The organism is Sphaerisporangium sp. NPDC049002 (assembly GCF_040649355.1).
Classification (GTDB): Bacteria; Actinomycetota; Actinomycetes; order Streptosporangiales; family Streptosporangiaceae; genus Sphaerisporangium.
Genome location: NZ_JBEZFH010000136.1, coordinates 1 through 20,214, shown reverse-complemented (window position 1 = coordinate 20,214; position 20,214 = coordinate 1). Strand labels below are relative to the sequence as shown.

General features: G+C 70.1%; 17 protein-coding genes. 11 read left to right on the top strand and 6 right to left on the bottom strand.

The genetic code is table 11. From position 1 onward, the window contains the following. Both AB0B89_RS24385 and AB0B89_RS24380 read left to right on the top strand, forming a co-directional pair. The coding region (locus tag AB0B89_RS24385) for a carbohydrate-binding protein (protein ID WP_358557056.1) at positions 1-1,557 on the top strand (1,557 nt) is incomplete at its 5' end. Continuing rightward, a complete protein-coding gene (locus AB0B89_RS24380) occupies positions 1,550-3,136 on the top strand; it encodes a ThuA domain-containing protein (protein WP_358557053.1) in 1,587 nt (528 codons plus the stop codon). The genes AB0B89_RS24385 and AB0B89_RS24380, both read left to right, overlap by 8 nt. Before the next feature lie 57 nt (positions 3,137-3,193). Here the strand turns inward: AB0B89_RS24380 and AB0B89_RS24375 are convergent, their stop codons facing one another. The 3 genes from AB0B89_RS24375 to AB0B89_RS24365 form a co-directional block, all read right to left on the bottom strand. After that, positions 3,194-4,423 (bottom strand): NAD(P)/FAD-dependent oxidoreductase, encoded by a 1,230-nt coding sequence (locus AB0B89_RS24375; RefSeq protein ID WP_358557050.1) that lies wholly within the window; start codon positions 4,421-4,423, stop codon positions 3,194-3,196. Between the two features lie 62 nt (positions 4,424-4,485). Then, the gene (locus AB0B89_RS24370) at positions 4,486-5,631 is read right to left on the bottom strand and encodes a serine hydrolase domain-containing protein (protein ID WP_358557047.1); all 1,146 of its coding nucleotides are present in this window, start codon (positions 5,629-5,631) and stop codon (positions 4,486-4,488) included. Positions 5,632-5,714: 83 nt separating this feature from the next. Further along, positions 5,715-6,209 carry an FBP domain-containing protein gene (locus AB0B89_RS24365; RefSeq protein ID WP_358557044.1) on the bottom strand — a complete coding sequence of 165 codons (495 nt, stop codon included), beginning with the start codon at positions 6,207-6,209 and terminating at the stop codon, positions 5,715-5,717. Between the two features lie 82 nt (positions 6,210-6,291). Between AB0B89_RS24365 and AB0B89_RS24360 the strand changes: the two genes are divergently transcribed. Further along, positions 6,292-6,870 (top strand): WHG domain-containing protein, encoded by a 579-nt coding sequence (locus AB0B89_RS24360; RefSeq protein WP_358557041.1) that lies wholly within the window; start codon positions 6,292-6,294, stop codon positions 6,868-6,870. Between the two features lie 272 nt (positions 6,871-7,142). Here AB0B89_RS24360 and AB0B89_RS24355 read toward each other — a convergent pair whose 3' ends face one another. After that, positions 7,143-7,568, bottom strand: coding sequence for an ATP-binding protein (locus AB0B89_RS24355; protein ID WP_358557039.1), 426 nt, complete (start codon positions 7,566-7,568; stop codon positions 7,143-7,145). Positions 7,569-7,742: 174 nt separating this feature from the next. Here AB0B89_RS24355 and AB0B89_RS24350 point away from each other — a divergent pair, with 174 nt between their 5' ends. From AB0B89_RS24350 to AB0B89_RS24330, 5 genes are all read left to right on the top strand, one after another. After that, positions 7,743-8,570, top strand: a complete 828-nt coding sequence (locus AB0B89_RS24350; RefSeq protein WP_358557036.1) for a helix-turn-helix transcriptional regulator — start codon at positions 7,743-7,745, stop codon at positions 8,568-8,570. After that, positions 8,560-8,763, top strand: coding sequence for a DUF397 domain-containing protein (locus tag AB0B89_RS24345; RefSeq protein ID WP_358557033.1), 204 nt, complete (start codon positions 8,560-8,562; stop codon positions 8,761-8,763). The genes AB0B89_RS24350 and AB0B89_RS24345 overlap by 11 nt, the downstream gene beginning before the upstream one ends. Before the next feature lie 205 nt (positions 8,764-8,968). Next, the gene (locus AB0B89_RS24340; RefSeq protein ID WP_358557030.1) at positions 8,969-9,172 is read left to right on the top strand and encodes a DUF397 domain-containing protein; all 204 of its coding nucleotides are present in this window, start codon (positions 8,969-8,971) and stop codon (positions 9,170-9,172) included. Positions 9,173-9,379: 207 nt separating this feature from the next. Then, the gene (locus AB0B89_RS24335; RefSeq protein ID WP_358557027.1) at positions 9,380-11,152 is read left to right on the top strand and encodes a 5'-nucleotidase C-terminal domain-containing protein; all 1,773 of its coding nucleotides are present in this window, start codon (positions 9,380-9,382) and stop codon (positions 11,150-11,152) included. 249 nt (positions 11,153-11,401) lie between these two features. Continuing rightward, complete coding sequence (locus AB0B89_RS24330) at positions 11,402-14,320, top strand: BTAD domain-containing putative transcriptional regulator (protein WP_358557024.1); 2,919 nt, start codon at positions 11,402-11,404, stop codon at positions 14,318-14,320. Positions 14,321-14,328: 8 nt separating this feature from the next. Here AB0B89_RS24330 and AB0B89_RS24325 read toward each other — a convergent pair whose 3' ends face one another. Continuing rightward, complete coding sequence (locus tag AB0B89_RS24325; RefSeq protein WP_358557021.1) at positions 14,329-14,478, bottom strand: hypothetical protein; 150 nt, start codon at positions 14,476-14,478, stop codon at positions 14,329-14,331. 288 nt (positions 14,479-14,766) lie between these two features. On the opposite strand from AB0B89_RS24325, the gene AB0B89_RS24320 reads away from it, so the two are divergent. Both AB0B89_RS24320 and lexA read left to right on the top strand, forming a co-directional pair. Further along, a complete protein-coding gene (locus tag AB0B89_RS24320; RefSeq protein WP_358557059.1) occupies positions 14,767-14,844 on the top strand; it encodes a hypothetical protein in 78 nt (25 codons plus the stop codon). Beyond that, positions 14,841-15,500, top strand: coding sequence for a transcriptional repressor LexA (gene lexA, locus AB0B89_RS24315; RefSeq protein ID WP_358557018.1), 660 nt, complete (start codon positions 14,841-14,843; stop codon positions 15,498-15,500). Before AB0B89_RS24320 ends, lexA begins: the two co-directional genes overlap by 4 nt. Positions 15,501-15,647: 147 nt before the next feature. On the opposite strand, the gene AB0B89_RS24310 is transcribed toward lexA, so the two are convergent. Continuing rightward, positions 15,648-18,671 carry a discoidin domain-containing protein gene (locus tag AB0B89_RS24310; RefSeq protein WP_358557015.1) on the bottom strand — a complete coding sequence of 1,008 codons (3,024 nt, stop codon included), beginning with the start codon at positions 18,669-18,671 and terminating at the stop codon, positions 15,648-15,650. Between the two features lie 261 nt (positions 18,672-18,932). Between AB0B89_RS24310 and AB0B89_RS24305 the strand changes: the two genes are divergently transcribed. After that, positions 18,933-20,171 (top strand): glycoside hydrolase family 3 N-terminal domain-containing protein, encoded by a 1,239-nt coding sequence (locus AB0B89_RS24305; protein ID WP_358557013.1) that lies wholly within the window; start codon positions 18,933-18,935, stop codon positions 20,169-20,171. The last annotated feature ends 43 nt before the right edge of the window (positions 20,172-20,214 follow it).

Here is a 20,214-nt window from a genome sequence, read left to right as displayed (position 1 = left end):
AAGGACATCATCGTCAACGGCGACGGAAGCCGTGGCGCGATCCAGCCCTTCCCCTGGTCGGGCAAGACCGTGATGGACATGGCCTTCGGCCCCGACGGGGCGCTGTACGTGCTCGACTACGGCACGGGGTGGTTCAACGGCAACGCCGACTCCGCCCTCTACCGCATCGAGTACATCGGCGGCGGCACCGGCGGGCGGGCGCCCATCGCGGTCGCCTCGGGCAACCCGGTGAGCGGCAAGGCGCCGCTCAACGTGGCGTTCTCCTCGGCCGGCACCTCCGACCCCGACGGCGACGCGATCACCTACGCGTGGGCCTTCGGCGACGGCGGCACCTCGACGGCGGCCAACCCGACCCACACCTACACCACCAACGGCACCTACGTCGTCACGCTGACGGTACGCGACAGCACGGGGAAGACCGCCACCGCCAACGTCACGGTGACCGTCGGCAACACCGCGCCGGTGGTGAGCATCCAGCTCCCGCAGAACGGCCAGGTGTTCTCCTTCGGCGACGCGGTGCCGTACCGGATCACCGCGACCGACGCCGAGGACGGCACGATCGACTGCTCCCGGGTCAAGATGAACTACATCCTGGGGCACGACACGCACGGCCACCCGATGGCTACGGCGACCGGCTGCACCGGCACGATCCAGACCCCGCTCAATGGTGAGCACGACGGCGCGGCCAACCTGTTCGGAGTCTGGGACGCCGAGTACACCGACGCGGGCGGCCTGACCACGCACGCGCAGGTCGTCACCCAGCCGAAGAACCGCCAGGCCGAGCACTACACCACCTCGCAGGGCATCGCGCTGTTCGACAAGGCCGCCGCCCACGGCGCCAAGACCGTCGGCAACATCGAGAACGGCGACTGGATCGAGTTCGACCCGTACGTCCTGTCGGGCATCCCGTCGTTCAGCGCGCGAGTCAGCTCGGGCGGCGTCGGCGGATCCATCCAGGTCAGGGCGGGATCCCCTACCGGCACGCTGCTCGGCACCGCGACCGTGCCCGTGACCGGAGGCTGGGAGACCTTCACCGACGTCACCGCTCCCCTGTCGGGGGCCCCGGCGGGCACGACCAAGCTCTACCTGGTGTTCACCGGCGGCGCGGGCTCGCTGTTCGACCTTGACGACTTCACCCTGGGCACTGGATCGGGCCCGCCGCCGACCTCGGGGCTGCTGTCGCAGGGACGTCCTGTCACCGCCTCCTCGGTGGAGAACGCCGGCACCGCCGCCGCCAACGTCAACGACGGCAACGCCGGAACCCGCTGGTCATCCGCCTTCTCCGACCCCCAGTGGATCTCCATCGACCTCGGCGCCAACCGCTCGGTCAACCGCGTCAAACTCACCTGGGAAGCCGCCTACGGCAAGGCCTACGCCATCGAGACCTCCACCAACGGCACCACCTGGACCCCCGCCTACACCACCACCACATCCGACGGCGGAACAGACGATCTCACCTTCACCGCCACCACCGCCCGCTACGTACGCCTGTACGGCACCCAGCGCGCCACCGGCTACGGCTACTCCCTCTGGGAAATGGAGGTCTACGGTGTCTAAACTCCTTGTCGCTCTGATGAGCGCCCTGATCCTGGCCGTCTTCGGGATCGGCGCGCAGAGCGCCCTCGCGGCCGATCCCGCCTACAAGGTGCTCGTGTTCTCCAAGACCGCCGGGTTCCGGCACGACTCGATCCCCGTCGGCATCCAGACCATCCGCGACCTCGGCGCGGCGAACAACTTCACCGTCGACGCCACCGAGGACGCCACCGCGTTCACCACCGCCAACCTGGCCCAGTACAAGGCCGTCATCTTCCTCAGCACCACCGGGGACGTGCTCGACGCCACCCAGCAGACGGCCTTCGAGTCCTACATCGCCGCGGGCGGCGGCTACGTCGGCGTCCACGCGGCGGCCGACACCGAGTACGACTGGCCGTACTACGGCCAGCTCGTCGGCGCCTGGTTCCAGTCGCACCCCGCCATCCAGCAGGTCACGGTGCGGGTGGAGGACCGCGCGCACCCTTCGACGGCCGGTCTTCCCGCCGCCTGGGTGCGGACCGACGAGCTGTACAACTACCGCACCAACCCGCGTGACGTCGCGCACGTGCTGGCGACGCTCGACGAGTCGACCTACACCGGCGGGTCGATGGGCGCCGACCACCCCATCTCGTGGTGCCGTCCCTTCCGTGGCGGTCGCGCCTGGTACACCGGCCTCGGCCACACCCAGCAGTCGTACGCGGAACCGCTGTTCCGCACCCACCTGCTCGGCGGGATCCGGTGGGCGGCGGGCGTCGCCACGGGCGACTGCACGGCGCCGCCTCCCTCCGCCGCCACGCAGGCCGAGAGCTTCACCTCCCAGCTCGGCACCCAGGTGGTCGACAAGGCCTCCGCGCGCGGCGGCAAGGCGGTCGGCTACATCGACAACGGTGACTGGCTCGGCTTCTCCGGCGTCTCCACGGCCGGAGCCACGGGCATCTCGGCGCGGGTCGCGTCGGCGGGCACGGGCGGCACCATCCAGGTGCGGTCGGGTTCGGCCACGGGGACGCTGCTCGGATCGGTGACCGTCCCGGTGACCGGCGGCTGGGAGAACTGGCAGACCGTGAGCGCCACGCTGACCGGCACCGCCACCGGCCCGCTGTTCCTGGTGTTCACCGGTGGCGCGGGCTCGCTGTTCGACCTCGACGAGGTCACCCTGACCACCGGTCCCGTGACGACCCCCACGCCCACCCCGACCGTCACGCCGCCGCCGACCTCGGGGCTGCTGTCGCAGGGACGTCCTGTCACCGCCTCCTCGGTGGAGAACGCCGGCACCGCCGCCGCCAACGCCAACGACGGCAACGCCGGAACCCGCTGGTCATCCGCCTTCTCCGACCCCCAGTGGATCTCCATCGACCTCGGCGCCAACCGCTCGGTCAACCGCGTCAAACTCACCTGGGAAGCCGCCTACGGCAAGGCCTACCGCATCGAGACCTCCACCAACGGCACCACCTGGACCCCCGCCTACACCACCACCACATCCGACGGCGGAACAGACGATCTCACCTTCACCGCCACCACCGCCCGCTACGTACGCCTGTACGGCACCCAGCGCGCCACCGGCTACGGCTACTCCCTCTGGGAAATGGAGGTCTACGGCACCTGACACGCCAGCGGCCCCGTTGATCCCCGGCCGGGGCCACGCGCCGCACCCTGCTCGCTGTCACACGTCGGCGAGCAGGGCGTCGGCGGTTCGACGGCCGGACACCAGGGCTCCCTGGATGGAGCCGGTGTCGCGGTGGTCGCCGCAGACGTAGCGCCCCCGGCCCAGCCTGACGGCGCGCCGCAGCGGCATGGGCGGCGGCATCGCGGGCAGTGCCGCCTCGATCGGGTAGGTGGCGATGTGCTCCCAGGAGGAGGTGTCGCCGTAGATTTCGGTGAGGCGTGCGCGTATCCGGGGTTCGTCCTGGTCCCCCGCGACGCCGAGAACCGACGTCGAGATCAGCGCCCGGCCGTACGCGGAGTACTCCGGGGCCGCGTCGGTCAGTACGACCGTGTCGGCAAGGATCCCCTCGGGGTCGACGACCTGCGTGGGCTCGCCGAGGGGAGATCGCGGGGCGGCGTGGTAGAAGGTCGTGACGGCGCGCATCGCGGGCACGTCCAGGCCGGGCACCAGCGCGGCGGCGGTGCCAGGGTCGGTGGCGACGACCACGGCGGAGGCGCGGATCTCCGTACCGTCCGCGAGCGCGACGCCATCGGCGGTGACGGCCGCGACGGGGGTCTCCAGCGAGATCGTCCCCTCGGGGAGCCGGGCGGCGAGCTGCGCCGGGATCTCCCCCATGCCCCGGGCCGGCAGGCCGATCGTGCCCCGGGCGAACGAGCGCCAGAACAGATGGAAGACGCGGCTGGAGGTCTCCAGCTCCCGTTCCAGCAGCACACCGGACAGGAAGGGGCGCAGCAGCGTGTCGACCATCTCGTCGGAGATGCCCCAGTGCCGTAGCTCGGCGGCGGTCGTGCGTTCCTTGCCCCCTCGGACGAGCGAGGCGGGAAAGGACAGGTCGCGGCCGGTCATCGCCACGAGCGCGGCCTTGTCGGCGATCGACCCGACCTGCGCGAGGACGCCGCTGACGGCGTGCTCCAGGTGCTTCCACGGGAGCATCACGCGCTCACGCCCGCCGTCGCGGGCGACGAGGAGCCCGGAGCTGAACGGCCGCAGATCCAGGGCGCCGATGTCGAGGACCCGCGCGGCCTCGGGGTAGGCGGTGTTGAACACCTGGAACCCCCGGTCGAGCAGGAAGCCTTCCACCCGGTCCGTGCGCACCCGGCCGCCCACTTTGGCGGACGCCTCCAGCATCCGCACCGGCACCCCCGCCGCACACAGCCGCACGGCACACGCCAGGCCCGCGAGCCCGGCCCCGACGACCACCACCGTGTCCGCCCCGAAGTCCGGCATGGAGTCCTCCTCTTCCCCTTTCTTTCGGAGCCGGCGCCCTCGCGGATGCACCGGACCGCGGCTCAGGCGGCGGTCAGGCACCCCCGTACCGCCGTGACAAGCCGTCTGGCACGCGCGTCGCCGTAGCCGATCATCCGGTTGGCGACGTAGGCGAAGCCGATCCCGAACTCGTCGTCTCCGAAGGCGAACTGGCCGCCCGCGCCGTCGTTGCCGAAGCTGCGCGGGCCGAGCATGGGGCGGAAGCCGGAGTCGAGCAGGAAACCCGATCCCCACCGGGCGCCCACGTCGGGGAATCCCGACCACGTGGCCCCGGATGACAGTTCCCGGACGGCGCCGGTGATGGTTTCCGGTGTCAGCAGCCTCGGCGAGCCGCCGACTCCGGTCACGGCCGACGCGTACAGCGCGGCGAGGCCGCTCGCCGAGGAGACCGCGCCGGCGCCGGGGACCTCGGCGCCGAGCAGCGCGGGGTCGTTCCACCCGTGAGGCTCGTCCAGGCCGGGGAAGACGAACGCGCCGTTCATCGTGACCATGCGCATGGGCAGTGTCTCGGGGCCGGGCATCGGGGGCCGTCCCTCGGCTTCGGCGAGCCGGGCGAGCCGTCCGACCTCGCTCCGGGGCAGGCCGATCCAGGTGCTGAGTCCCCGTTCGTCCCCGATCGCCTCGCGGAAGTACGCGCCGGGGGTGAGCCCGGTGATCCGGCGGATCACCTCGCCGACGAGGAAGCCGAAGACGTGCGCGTGGTACTCGTAGGCGGCGCCAGGCTCCCACAGGGGCTCCTGCTCCTCGATCGCGTCGATCACCGGTGTCCACTCGGTGATCTCCTCGAAGCTCAGCGTGCGGTCGAGGACGGGGAGCCCGGCGCGGTGTCCGAGCACCATGCGCGTGGTGATCGCCTCCTTGCCGGCCCGCGCGAATCCCGGCCAGTACCGGCTCACCGGGGCGTCGAGGTCGAGCCGTCCCTGCTGTGCGAGCAGGTGGGCGCAGATGCCGACGACGCCCTTGGCACAGGAGAAGACCGGGACGATCGTGTCCCGCTCCCACGGCCGGCCGCCGCGCTCGTCCGCGACGCCGCCCCACAGGTCCACGACCTTGCGCCCGCCCGCGAAGACGGTGACGGCCGCGCCGAGCTCAGCGAACTCGGCGAAGTTACGGGAGAACGCGTCCGCGACCGCTCCGAAGCGCTCGTCGGCCCATCCGCTGTGGCGCATGGTGTCTCTTCCTTCTCACAACAGGTTGTTCGGCGGTTCCGGCCTGCTCCGCGCTCGCGGGCGGCCGATCGGGGCGTCCCGGCTCACGCCATGACCTTGTCCAGGAAGGCGGACAGCTTGATCCTTGTGCGATCGATCTGCTCCTCCACCGTGAGGGACTCTTCGAGCCGCCCTCCGAGGTCGGGGATCTTCTTGCCGCGCACGTACAGGGAACAGTCGAGGTCGGTACACACGTACACGCCGACCGAGTTGCCGTCCCGCCCGGCCTGCCCCGCCCGCAGGGCGGTCATCAGCGAGACGCCGGTGCCGGGATGCGTGGTCAGGCACAGGGAGCACATGCCACGGCGGAGCCCCCCGCGCTGCTGGGCGGACAGGCGGAGCGCCACGCCGACGAGCCCGCCGCCGCGTTCGGTGACGAGATAGCCGCGATCCGGCGCGCCGGGGTCGCGCCATCCGAGGAAGTCGAGGTCGTCCCAGGGCTGCTCGGCCAGGCCCCGCAGGAGGGTCAGCCGCTTGGCCTCCCCCTTGGAGCAGTTGACGAACGACGCACGGATCTCGTGCTCACTTACTGCTTTCATGCCGCGGAACGCTACAACGCCTAGGGACGGCATGCAATATATTAATCAACTACCTAGGGTCTCTAGGAAATGGAGGTGCCGGATGGCTCGTGCGGGACTGACGACCGAGCGCGTGACGGAGGCGGCCGCGGACCTCGCGGACGCCATCGGGTTCGAGAACATCACCGTGTCCGCGCTGGCGCGGAGCTTCGGGGTCAAGGACGCGAGCCTGTACTCCCACGTCCGCGGCCTCAAGGATCTGCGGGAACGCGTCGCGCTGCTGGCCGCGGGCGAGCTCGCCGACCGCATCGCCGCGGCGGTCGCGGGCCGGGCCGGGAAGGACGCCATGGTCGCGTTCGCCAACGCTTACCGGGACTACGCGCTGGCCCACCCCGGCCGTTACGCGGCGACCCAGGCGGTCCAGATCGACCCCGCCGTCCTCGCCGAGTGCACCGCCTACATCCGCACCATCGAACTCACCCACGCGATGCTCCGCGCGTACAGGCTGGTCGAGCCCCACCTCACCGACGCGGGCCGCCTGCTGCGCAGCGCCTTCCACGGCTACATCACCCTTGAGGCCAATGGCGGATTCAGCCACTCCCGCGACGTGCGGACGTCCTGGGAGCGATCCCTCGACGCCCTCCACCTGGTACTGGAACACTGGCCCGGGAATCCAGAGTGATCACACGCCGCGTGGCGCAGGTGGATGATCGACGTTTCCCACCCATATGCGGGGAATTCTTACTGACCAGGCTCGAATGCCTGACGGCTGCCTTGCGGGCCTTCTGTACGTGGCAGGGAAAAGCGCTCGCTCAACCAATGCGCCCATGGGTGCCTTTGTTTCCAGACGTGTTGTGAGGAGCCCTCGGAACGCTTCCGGGGCTCCTGCGCGCATCCCCTTTCTGCTTCCCTCGTGATCGCCAGAAATCCGGGCTTCTTTCTCTGGTTCGACCCTTACGCGGTCGTGGGAAGACCGTCATGACCATCCCCACGCTTGTATTTCACCTGGAACCAGACGGTTCGCCCCGCCGGATGGTCGTAGACGTCCCAGCGATGCGAGAGCGTCTCGACCAGAATGAGCCCTCGTCCGCCTTCGGCGAGAAGGTCTCCGCCGACATGCGGAGCGGTGTCACCACCGGCGTCCACCACGTCGACGTGTATGAGGTCGTGACAGTCGGCGATGGCGAGCGTCACCCTCCCGCCGTTTCGCGAGTTGGAATGAACCACAGAATTCGTGACAACCTCGGAAACCAGTAGCGTCACGTCGTCCAACGCCGGATGACCCTCCCCGAGTTTATGCCTCACGTACTCTCGTGCTCGTGAGACCGACTCGGGAAAACCGAGCAGGTCGGTAACGCCTAGCAGGCTTCCTGTTCTCATGCGCTTGCCTTTTCGCCTCGCCGGAAAGGTTCGTGCGTCGTTGGAGACTTCGCTTTACCAGAGTGTCAAGAGAGGGCTACGATCGGTAGCGATTTCCGCTCACACCCCGGGCACACTTGGGTTAGCGGAATGGTTAGTCAGCTTAAATGTCCCTATTCTGATGGTAGGTGAGACATGCCCCCCGGCAGCGATGTCGACCCTCACGAGTCCCCGCGTGCCCTTTTCGCCTTCGAGCTGCGTCAGCACCGGGCCACGGCCCAGCTCACGCAAAGGCAGCTCGCCCAGCGCATGGGGTATTCGGACGCCATGGTCGCCATGGTCGAGACCGCCAAACGCCCCCCGTCCGAACGCTTCGCCGAGCTGTGCGACGAGGTCTTCGGCCTCGACGGCACCATGAAGCGGCTGTACATCGCGACCACCTGGAACAAGGCACCCGAGCATTTCAGGCCCTGGCTGGAGGAGGAAGAGGAGGCGACAGCCCTGAGAGGCTGGGAGCCGATGCTCGTCCCGGGCCTGTTCCAGACCGAGGCGTACGCACGAGAGATCTTCGCCGCAGCGCCGGGCACCCGGCCAGAGGAGGTCGACGAACGTGTGGCGGGGCGCATGCAACGACGGGCGATCCTGCACCGCGATACCCCCCCACTGGTCGCGGCCCTGGTTGACGAGGCCGTAATACGTCGCCGAATAGCAGATGCCGAAGTCATGCGGGGACAACTAAACTACCTGCTTGAGGTCGCTCAGTACCCAGGGGTGATCCTCCAGGTTGTGCCCTACTCCGCATGGGCCATCTGCGGCCTTTTAGGAGGCTTCATCATCGCTGAGCGCAACGGGGTCCCCTACGCGGCCTACGTGGAAGCACAACCCCACGGGCACACAATTGACGACCGTGATGCGCTGGGCAAGCTCCTACGTCTATACGACGTGATCAGGGCTGAAGCCCTCTCGTGCAGACAGTCTCTGAAGCTCATACAACAGGAAGTGGTGAACCAAAGTGGCTCTTGACCTTCGCGGCGCTCAGTGGCGAAAGAGCACCTACAGCGGCCACGACGGCGGCAACTGTGTCGAGGTGGCGTCGAACGTTCCTGGGCTGTTCGCGGTCAGGGACAGCAAGAACCCGGCCGGTCCGGCGCTGGTCTGCGCGCCGCGTGAATGGTTTGCGTTCCTGAACGGCGTCAAGGGTGGCACGCTCGCCTGAGGAGTACCGCTCTCGGCGACGGAGCCCGACCAGGCGATGAACTGGAACCCGTCGACTTCAAGGAGCGAGTACGCAGCCCGACCGCACAAGTGGTCGGGCTGCGTTTTCCCTCTCATGAATGCCTTCGCAAGACATGACGGATCGCAGGTCAGGCCGTACCGTCAAGACAGTCCCCTCCGGCTCGTCGAGGAAGCGGTGAACCAAAGTGGATCATGATCTTCGGGGTGCGCGGTGGCGCAAGAGCACTCACAGCGGTAGCGACGGCGGCAACTGTGTCGAGGTGGCGTCGAATGTTCCTGGCGTGTTCGCGGTCAGGGACAGTAAGAACCCGGCCGGTCCGGCGCTGGTCTGCGCGCCGGGTGAGTGGTCCGCGTTCCTGAGCGGCGTTAAGGGCGGCACACTCGCCTGAGGAACACGACGCTTCTGGGCTACCGGCCCCTGTAGTGGGCACCGAGCGGTCCCGCCGCCGGCGTCGTCGTGGCTATTAACCGCGAGGAGGCCCTGGATGCGATCATGGTGATCGTGGGCGAGCTTCCCTCCTGTTGTTCACTGCGGTGATTTGTCCCATAAGGAACTCGTGACCGTTAAGTAACTTTCCCTTACTAAGGTCCCCGGCATGAGTTCCAGAATTGGGCGGGCCCTCGCCGCCGGTGCCACGGTCGTCGTGGCCCTCGGCCTCACCGCGCCCGCAGCGCCCGCCTCCGCCACACCCGACCACTCGGTGAAGATCACCGTGATGGCCAGTTCCGACATTCACGGCAACGCCCTGAACTGGGACTACTTCAAGAACGCCGAGTTCGACGACAGCGCGCACAACGACGTGGGCCTCGCCAAGGTGTCCACGCTGGTCAACCAGATCCGCAAGGACCGCGGAGCCGACCACACGCTGCTGTTCGACTCCGGCGACACCATCCAGGGCACCCCCCTCGACTACTACTACGCCAAGGTCGAGCCGATCACCGAGACCGGCCAGACCCACCCGATGGCCAAGGCGATGAACGCCATCGGGTACGACGCCGTGACCCTGGGCAACCACGAGTTCAACTATGGCCTGCCCATGCTGGCCAAGTGGGTCAAGCAGATGAAGGCCCCGGTGCTCGGCGCCAACGCCGTGTCCGCCAAGACCGGCCTCCCCGCGTACCTGCCGTTCATCATCAAGACGATGAACGTCAAGGGCGACAAGCCGGTCAAGGTCGGCGTGCTCGGCCTGACGAACCCCGGTATCGCGATCTGGGACAAGGCCAACGTCGACGGCAAGCTGAAGTTCCTCGACCTGGTCGCCACCGCGAAGAAGTGGGTGCCGGTCATCCGCGCCCTCGGCGCCGACGTCGTCCTGGTCACCGCGCACGCCGGCGACAACGGCATGTCGTCCTACGGCTCCGACCTCCCGATCGAGAACGCCGCCGGCCTGGTCGCCGAGGAGGTCCCCGGGATCGACGCCGTGCTGTTCGGCCACGCCCACAACGACGTGCCGCAGAAGTTCGTCACCAACAAGGCGACCGGCAAGCAGGTTCTGCTGACCGAACCGAGCAAGTACGGCCAGCGTCTCTCCGTGGTGGACTTCACCCTCGCCAAGGAGCGCGGCAAGTGGGCCGTCACCACCAAGTCGTCGGCCACGATCAACACCAACACGGTCGCCGAGGACCCGAAGATCGTCGCCCTGATGAAGGGCCAGCACGACAAGACCGTCAAGTACGTCAACCAGGTGATCGCCCAGTCGAAGGAGCAGCTGTCCGCGGCGGAGTCGCCGTACAAGGACACCGCGATCCTCGACTACATCCAGAAGGTGCAGACCGACCTGGTCACCAAGGCCGTCGCGGGCACGGCCGACGCGTCGCTGCCGGTGCTGTCGATCGCCGCTCCCTTCAGCCGCACGGCGATCTTCCCGGCCGGGCCGGTGAGCGTCCGTGACATGGCGGGCCTGTACGTCTACGACAACACGCTGCTCGGCGTCAAGCTGACCGGCACGCAGATCAAGGACTACCTGGAGTACTCCGCCAAGTACTTCAACCAGGTGGCCCCCGGCGCGCCGATCGACCTCGGCACCCTGACCAACGCCGCCGGCACCCCGGACTACAACTACGACCAGCTTTCGGGTGTCACCTATGACATCGACATCTCCAAGCCGGTCGGGGACCGTATCGTCAACCTGTCGTACAAGGGTGCGCCGCTGGCTGCCGGCCAGCAGTTCGTGGTGGCGATCAACAACTACCGGCAGTCCGGCGGCGGCGGCTTCCCGCACGTCAAGACCGCCCCGGTGGTCTACAACGCCCAGGTGGAGATCCGCCAGGCGCTGATCGACGCCGCGAGCGCCTCCGGCACCATCGACCCCGCCACCTTCGCCGACCCCAACTGGAAGCTCGTCCGCGCCGGCGTGCCCGTCTTCTAGGACGCCTCCAGGACCGATTCCTAGGGGCCGACTCCTAGGGTCGGGTTCCCGGAACCGGTTCCCAGGGCTGGTTCCTGGGACGGCTTTCGCAGGACAGTGGCCGGTACCACCCTTTTGGGAGGTGCCGGCCACTAATGATCGTTATCATCCTCACATCGATACTCCTGTCCGCCGACGCCACCCCCAGGCGGAGACCGACGTCCGCAAGAGGTGCGCCAGGTTGAGCCCGCGAACCGGCCGGAAGCCTCCGTGAGGTTCCGGGTCATCGGTGACGTGGCCGTCGCCGGCGACACGGCCCCGGTGCGGCTGGCGTCACGGCGCCAGGAACAGCTGCTGGGGCTGCTCATCTGCTGGCGCGGCCGTACGGTGCCCGCGGAGACGCTGACCGACGCGCTCTGGGGCGAACGGCCGGCCTCGCGCCCCGGGAAGAACCTCCAGGTCCTCGTCCACCGGCTGCGCCGGTCGCTGGGCAGCGCCGACCGGATCCGGCACGACCGCTCCGGGTACGCGTTGCTCGCGCACAGGGCCGAGGTGGACGCCTGGCACTTCACCGACCTGGCCGAACGAGGCCGCCGCGCCCTCGCCCAGGGCGACCCCGAGATGGCGGCGGCACTCCTCACCGAGGCGCTGGCCCTGTGGGGAGGCGGCACCGCCTACCCAGGCCTGCACGACGTCCCGCAACTCGCCGAGGCCGCCGCCGAGCTGGAGCAGGAACGCAGGCGCGCGCTGACCGACCGCGTCGACGCCGAGATGGCGCTGGGACGGCACGACCAGGTGATCCCCGAGCTGACCGCACTCCTCGCCGAGGACCCGCTCGCCGAGTCGTCCGCCGCGCGCCTGATGGTGGCGCTGCACCGGGCGGGCCGGCGCGCCGACGCGTTGAACGTGTACCGGAGCACCCGTACGGTCCTGGCCGAGGAGCTGGGGGTCGAGCCCGGTCCCCTGCTGCGGGAGCTGGAAGGCGCCATCCTGCGCGGGGACGAGGACATCATGCCCGTGCCTCTCCAGCCGGTCGGCCAGGGCCCGGTCCCCGCCCTGCTTCCCGCGCCCACAGGGGACCTCACCGGCCGGGACGCCGAGCTGCGCCGGATCACCGGCCTGCTGCTCGGCCCGCCCGTGGTCTGCGTCGTCTCCGGCATGGCGGGCGTCGGGAAGACGGCGCTCGCCGTGCAGGCCGCCCAGCTCACGCGGGAACGGTTCCCCGACGGCCAGCTCTTCGTCAACCTGCGCGGCGCCGGAACCGGCCGGGTCGAACCGCGCGAGGCGCTCGGACGCTTCCTTCGCGCGCTCGGCGTCGCCGGAGCGCTCGTACCCGACAGCCTGGACGAGCGTGCCGAGGTCTACCGTGACCTGCTGTCGGACCGGCGCGTGCTGGTCGTCCTCGACGACGCCGCCGACGAGGCCCAGGTGGAGCCGCTCATCCCCGCCGGCGCCGGCTGCGCGGTCCTGGTCACCAGCCGTGGCAGGCTCACCGCGCTCCCCGCCGCGAACCTGGTCGCTCTCGGGATGCTCGGCACCGGCGACGCCGTCGAGCTGCTGAGCAAGATCACTGGACGTGCCGAGCTCCGCGAGGGCGGACCGGCCGCGCGGGAGCTGGCCGAGCTGTGCGACCGGCTGCCGCTGGCCCTGCGCATCGCCGGGGCACGGCTGGCGGCCCGGCCGCACTGGACGGTGTCGCGGCTCATCTCCCGGCTGGAGGCCGAGCACGACCGGCTCGACGAGCTGACCCACGGCACGCTGTCGGTCAGGGCCGGCCTCGCGCTGGGCTACTCCGGGCTGACCGAGCCGGCCCGGTCGCTGTACCGCAGGCTGGGGCTGGTGGAGACCCCCGACTTCGCGGTCTGGGTCGCCGCCGCGCTCCTTCCCGCCGCCTCGCGCGAGGCCGAGGACGTGCTCGAAAGCCTGGTCGAGGCGCAACTGGTGGAGTACGCGGGCACGGACGGCATCGGCGAGCCCCGCTACAGGATCCACGACCTGGTACGGCTGCACGCCAGGGAGCGGGCAGCCGAGGACGAGGCGCCGGGCGAGGCCGAGGCCGCGCTGACCAGGCTGACGGGCGCGTACCTGGCCCTGGCCGAGCGCGCGCACCGGCTCCAGTACGGCGGCGACTACACCGTGCTGCACGGTGGCGGTGCCCGGTGGGACCTGGAGGAGCCCGCCGTGGGCCGCCTGCTGGCCGACCCGGCGGGGTGGCTGCGCAGTGAGCGGCTCGGCCTGGTCGCGGCGGTCGAGCAGGCGGCCGGGCTCGGTCTCAGCGAGATCTGCTGGGACCTCGCGATGTCCACGGTCACGCTGTTCGAGTCGCAGGGCCACTTCGACGACTGGTCGCACACGTGCGGTACCGCGCTCGCCGCCGCCAGGCGTACGGGAGACCTGCGGGGGGAGGCGGCCATGCGGTACTCGCTCGGCACGCTGGAGATCTTCCGGCAGCGCTACGCCGCCGCCCGTCCGTATTTCGAGGCGGCGCTGCCCATCTTCGAGACGGTGGGCGACCCGCACGGGCAGGCGCTCGCCCTCCGCAACGCGGCCCTGCTCGACCGGGTGGAGGGGAACGCGGAGACGGCCCTGGCCCAGTACGGGCGGGCGCTGCGGATGCTCCGCGACGTCGGCGACCGGCACGCCGAGGCGCACGTGCTCGGGAGCATCGCGCAGATCCACATCGAGAACGACCACGCGGAGAAGGCGGCCCCGCTGCTGGAGCAGGCGCTCGGCGTCTACCTGGAGCTGGGCGACGCGCGGGGCAGCGCGCAGATACTCAACCGGCTCGGGCTGCTGTACCTGCGCCAGAACAGGGCGACCGAGGCGGAGGCCGCGTACTGGCAGGTCCTCGACGCCTCCCGGAACACCGGGGACCGTATCGGCGAGACGTACGGCCTGCTCGGCATGGGCGAGGCCGCTCTGCTGGGCGGGGAGCTCGACCGCGCCGCGGACTACCTGGACGCCGCGCTGGCCAAGGCCGTCACGATCGGCGAGCCGTTCGTCGCCGCCCGCGCCCGGCTGGCAGGGGGGAACCTCGCGGCCGAGCGCGGCGAGCTTCGGCTCGCCAGGTCGATGCTGGAGCGGGCGGCGGCGGAGTTCGACGCGATCGGGCTCCCGCTGTGGCACGAGCGCGCCCGCGAGGCCCGCAGCGCCCTCGACACGCTCTGCTCGCCGCCCGCCTCCGGCTGAACTCACCCTCAGCCCGCGCCGGGGTCCATCCAGTGACTGTCGCAGCCGTACTGCCGGCTGTGGCAGGGGTCCACCTCGACGGCGGCGGCCGGCGCGGCACCGGCCCCCAGCAGCCCGGCCACCACCAGGGCGAGCAGCGCCCCCTTCAGCTTCTTCACGCGGTTCCTCCTGCGATCGCGGTGGCGAACGGCCGATCATCCGGCCAGGCGCGACATTATGCACGCCTGGGCGTCCCCGTGGCCGCCGCCGCCCCAACTTCCCCGTGGCGACGGCGGCCCGTGATGCCCGCGAAGCGCGTATCGCGTCCCAGCCGGTCCGGCGATGACGCGCCCGTGGTCATCGCCGGTTCCACCCGCCCGGCGGTCATCACGAGAGCACTCTAGAAAACGCCGGTTTCACGGGGGTTTCACCGTCTCCTCCGCGACCCGGAGAACTACTTCGCCGAGATCGAGCAGGCGGCGTTCGACCCCGCCGCCCTCGTACAAGCGGCCGAAGGGGTTCCGGCCTTAGCATTTCGCAGGTGACCACCTACGACGATCCTGACGCGTTCGAGTACCTGGACTTCTCGGCCCTGCCGCAGCGCCAGCAGCGGATCCTGGCCACGATCCGGGACTGGGTGGGCAGGTACGGGTATCCGCCGAGCACCCGCGAGATCGGCGACGCGGTCGGGCTGCGGTCGTCCTCATCGGTGTCGAAACACCTGAAGAGCCTGGAGGAGAAGGGGTTCCTCCGCCGGAGCACGGCCATGACCCGGCCGATCGACGTGCGTCTGTTCCTGCGAGCCTCGGCGCCGGAACCGGCCGCGGACCTGGTGACCGTGCCGGTGGTCGGAGACATCGCCGCGGGCAGTCCCATCGTGGCCGACCAGCGCCTGGACGACATGCTGACCCTGCCCCGCGACATCACCGGGCGTGGCAACCTGTTCGGTCTGCGTGTGCGGGGCGATTCGATGATCGACGCCGCGATCTGCGACGGCGACATCGTCGTGGTACGGCAGCAGCCCGAGGCGCACTCGGGCCAGATCGTCGCCGCGATGATCGACGGCGAGGCCACCGTGAAGGTGTTTCGCCGGCGCGACGGGCACGTCCATCTCGAACCGCGCAACCCCGCCTACGACGTCATCGACGGTGACGGCTCCGTGGTGCTGGGCATCGTGGTCTCGGTCCTTCGCAGCGTCTGAGCACACCCCGCCTCTCGCCGCGGGCGCGTCGCGGCATCGCGTGCCGGTACGTCAGGGCGGCGTAACGGATGGCGAGGACGAGGGCCGGCCCCCGGGCGGTGAGGCCGGGGGCCGGGATGGGTGGTCTGTGGCGGTTGGACGGAGCGGTTACCGGTACACGCCGAACTCCCAGAGGGAGTAGCCGTAGGCGGTGCCGCGCTGGGCGAGGTTGAGGCGGACGTATCTGGCGGACACGTTCACGTCGATCTCGTCGAAGCCGCCGTCACCGGCCGTGGTGGAGTAGGCGTTGGTCCAGGTGGTGCCGTCGTTGGAGGTCTGGATCTGGTAGGCCTTGCCGTAGGCGGCCTCCCATCCGAGCTCCACGTGCTTGATCGCGGTGGCGCTCCCCAGATCGACCTGCAGCCACTGCGGGTCGCTCCAGTCGCTCGCCCACCGGGTGGTGAAGCTGCCGTCCGTCGCCTTGGAGGGCAGGAACGGCCCGCCGTCCCCGGTCGGCTGGTAGGACGAGGCGGTGGTCGTCTTGCCGAGCGCCACGTTGGTGCCGGGGATCGTCGGAGGCACGACGCGGAACGACTTCTGCTCGATGCCCACGTTGCCCTGGCCGTCGAAGGCGTAGACGTAGACCTTCCACACGCCCATCTGCTCCGGCGCGGTGACCGAGAACTGGCCGGGAGCCGTCTCGGTGAACCGCAGGTGCGAGAAGCCGGTGTTGCCGGTGATGTGCTTGTTGCTCGCCATCAGGTTGTAGCGGATGGGATCGCCGTTCGGGTCGTTCGCGGTGACGCCGACGGTGAACTGACCGCCCGCGGGGACGCTGGTCTGTGAGCCGACCGTCATGGCCGTGATCTCCGGCGGCGTGTTGGCGAACGCCTGGCCGGTGTAGGCCTGCTTGAGCGCGTGGTAGCCGAGCCGGCGCCATCCGCCGGTGAAGGTGTTGAGCCACACGCCGCCGAAGTCGTTCTCCAGCCCGTAGTGGAACTCGGTGGCTCCGAGCGCGACGCCCGGGTGGCCCTTGATGGCGTTCCAGCTCGCGGTGTACCCCGCGCGCTTCTGCAGGTCGGTGGGCTCGGTGGGGACGCCGTTCACGTCGTTCGGCACCTCCCACTCACCCGCCGGGCCGCCCTCGGTGATGATGTACGGCTTGGTGTAGCCGCCGTCGATCCACGCCTGCTTGACCCCGCCGATCGCGCCGTAGGAGTTGACCGCGAGCAGGTCGAGCGCCGGGGAGTACGTCTTGTAGTACGGCCAGGCGCCGGTCCACGCGTCGGTCGAGGTGACCGGGTGGTTGGGGTCGGCGGCGTGGATGGCCACGGCGACCTCGTTCACGAACTTGGCGTAGCCGACACGGCGCGCCTCGACCTCGGCCGCCGACAGGCCGTGGTCCTGCATGGTGAGGATGACCTCGTTGCCGACGTCCCACATCAGCACGCCCTGGTACCCCTTGAGCGCGTTCACCCGGGCGACGATCTCGTTCTTCACGCTGGTCTTGTAGGCGGTGTCGTTCACGTAGTCGGCGCCCTGGTTCAGCCAGTGCCCGACGACGACCTTGATGCCCTGCTGCGCGGCCCTGTTGAGCAGGGTCGGCGTGTTGGCGTCGTCGACGCCCCAGGTGCGGATCGTGTTGACGCCCATGCCCTTCAGGTCACGCATATAGCCGTCGGCGGCGCCCTGCGGCGGGCCGTACGTCAGGCCCCTGAGCTCGTACGGCGAGCCGTTGACGTTGAGCTGCCAGTTGCCCTGGGTGCCCGTCACCCTGACCACGCTCGGGCCGGCGGGGGTGGCCGGGTCGGTCATCGCGGCCGGCACGGTGCCGACGCTCCTGGAAACCGAGACGGAGTCGACGCTGAGGACGCCGCCGGAGGTCGTGGCCGGGGTCGGGGTGGTGAATCCGGCGATCGCGTTCGGCAGCGATCCGCCGATGGCCAGGTCGAACCGCAGGTAGAAGCCGTGCTGGACGGCGGCCTGCCAGGCGGCGACCCCGACCTGGCTCTCGCGGACGATCCAGGTCTGCTTGCCGTCGAGGTAGAAGCGGATCTCCTCGTCGGTCTTGGTGCGGTCGATGATCTGGGTGTACTCGTGGTACCCGGTCTGGCAGCCGGTGCAGGAGGCGAGGCCGCTGGTGCGGCCGTTGTACTCGGCGCACACGCCGTCGGGGGCCGTGCCGCAGTGCAGGGTGTTGGAGAGCTGGTTGCGGCCGTTGACATCGGTCATGATGTCGGTCTCGCCGACGCCCGGCCAGTTGTTGTAGTTGCCGCGGTAGGCGGCGCCGGTCGCGCGGAAGCCCGGCCAGTAGCCCATGGCGTTCGCCACGTCGGGCTGCTTGAGCGTCGCGGTGAACCTGAGCTGCTCGCCCGGCTGCGGGGTGAAGTCGGTGCGCTGCGTCTCGACGCGTCCCGAGGTCCAGTTGCCCGCGCCGTCCTTGATCGCCTTGATGGAGAGCTTGCCGGCGCCGTCGAGGGAGACGTTGGCGGTGGAGGCGCTCATGGTCTCGACCTCGCCGGTGCCCCAGTTCGCGGCGCCGCCGGGGTACTGGGTGCCGGTGCGCAGGAGCCAGTTCGCCGCCGAGGGCGAGGTGCCCGCGGCTCCGTTGAAGTCGTCCTTCCAGATCTCTGTCCAGTTGCCGGGGGGAACGGACGGGGTGATGGTGGGCGTCGGCGACGGGCTGGTGCCGCCGATGGTGCCGTAGACCTGGAACTCCCACAGCGAGTAGCCGTAGCCGGTGCCACGGACCGTGCCGTACATCCGCACGTACCGGCCGGTGCCCGAGACGGCGAGCGTCTGCGTGCCCCCGGTGCCGGTCGTGGTCGAGTACACGTCGGTCCACGCGGCGCCGTCAGGCGAGGTCTGGATCTTGAACGCCTTGCCGTACGCCGCCTCCCAGGTCAGCACGACCTGGGTGATCGACGCGGAGGCGCCCAGGTCGACCTGGAGCCACTGGGGGTCGCTGAAGGCGCTGGCCCAGCGCGTGCCGGTGAGGTTGCCGTCGACGGCCATGGCAGGGCTCCATGCGGCGCCCTCGGATGAGGAGGCCGTCGCCGGCTTTCCCTGCGACAGCAGGGTGTCGACGGCCATGGCGGTGCCTGACAGAGCCAGGCCGGAGGCGACCAGCGCGACCAGCGTGGCGATCAACAGGCCCAACCGGTATCTGCCTGGGCTGCGGGATGGGTGCACGATCTCTCCTCGATACGGGGGGTGCCTGCCAGGTCGGCGAAGGGTAATCAGAGGGAGAGCGCTCTCCGAATGGAGAGTGCACCGATCGGTCAAGCGCTGTCAAGACCGATTCGCAACCGGAACGAAACGTGCTGCTCATGTGCCCGAAACCCTCTCGCCCGGAGGGGTGGGGTGGCGGGTGCCCCATTGACATCCTCGCCTCCGGCGGTGAATCTATGGCCAGGACGGAGAGCGCTCTCCAATCCCCCGAGAGGAACCAGAGTGACCGACGAGCAGTTCGATGACGTGGTGCGCAAGTTGGATCTGGAGCAGAAGGTCAGACTGCTCACCGGAGCGACCGCGTGGCGGACCCACGCGCTGACGGACATCGGCCTGCGTTCCATCGTCACCTCCGACGGGCCGATCGGCGTCCGCGGCCAGGGATGGGACGAGCGGAGCACCTCCCTGACCCTCCCCTCTCCCACCGGGCTCGCCGCGAGCTGGGACGAGGACCTGGTGGAGCGGCTCGGCGAGCTCCTGGGCGACGAGGCCCGCCGCAAGCGGGTCGACGTGCTGCTGGCTCCCACGATCAACCTGCACCGCTCGCCCCTCGGCGGCCGTCACTTCGAGTGCTACTCCGAGGACCCGCTGCTCACCGCGCGCATCGGCGTCGCCTACATCCGGGGAGTGCAGTCGCGCGGGGTCGCCGCGACGGCCAAGCACTACGTGGCCAACGACTCAGAGACCGAACGGCTCACGCTGGACGCGCGCGTGGACGAGCGGACGCTGCGCGAGGTGTACCTGGCGCCGTTCGAGGCCGCGGTCGAGGCCGGGGTGTGGGTGGTCATGGCCGCCTACAACGGCGTGAACGGCGCCACCATGAGCGAGAACCCGCTGCTCGCCGAGCCGCTGAAGGGCGAGTGGGGGTTCGACGGCCTGGTCATCTCCGACTGGGGGGCGGTGCGCTCCACGGTCGCGTCGGGACGCGCCGCGCAGGACCTCGCCATGCCGGGACCGGACGGGCCGTGGGGCGAGGCGCTGGTCGCGGCCGTACGGGCCGGAGAGGTGCCCGAGGAGGCGGTCGACGAGAAGGTCCGCCGCCTGCTGCGCCTGGCCTCCCGCGTGGGCGCGCTGTCCCCTGACGATCCCCCTTCCGGCGTGGCGGCCCTGTCCCCCGACGATCCCCACTCCGGCCTGGCGGCTCCCTCCCCCGGCGGCGCGCCCGTCGCGGAGGCCCAGGGTGGTTACTCCGCGCTCGGGGGCCCGCACCCCGGCACGCCGACCGACGCGGGCAGCCGGGCGCTGCTGCGCGACGCGGTCGTGGCCGGCACCGTGCTGCTGCGCAACGAGCGGTCGGTCCTCCCCCTCGACCCCGGGCGCCTGACCCGGGTGGCGCTGATCGGCCCGAGCGCCGCCTCGCCGCGCGTGCAGGGCGGGGGCAGCGCGGGCGTCTACCCGGTCTCCACCGTCTCGCCGCTCGACGGCGTCCGTGACGCGCTGGCCGGGGCCAGACGGTGCTGAGGCACTTCCTCGACGCGGCGGGCTGCCGCCCGTCCTGGACCAT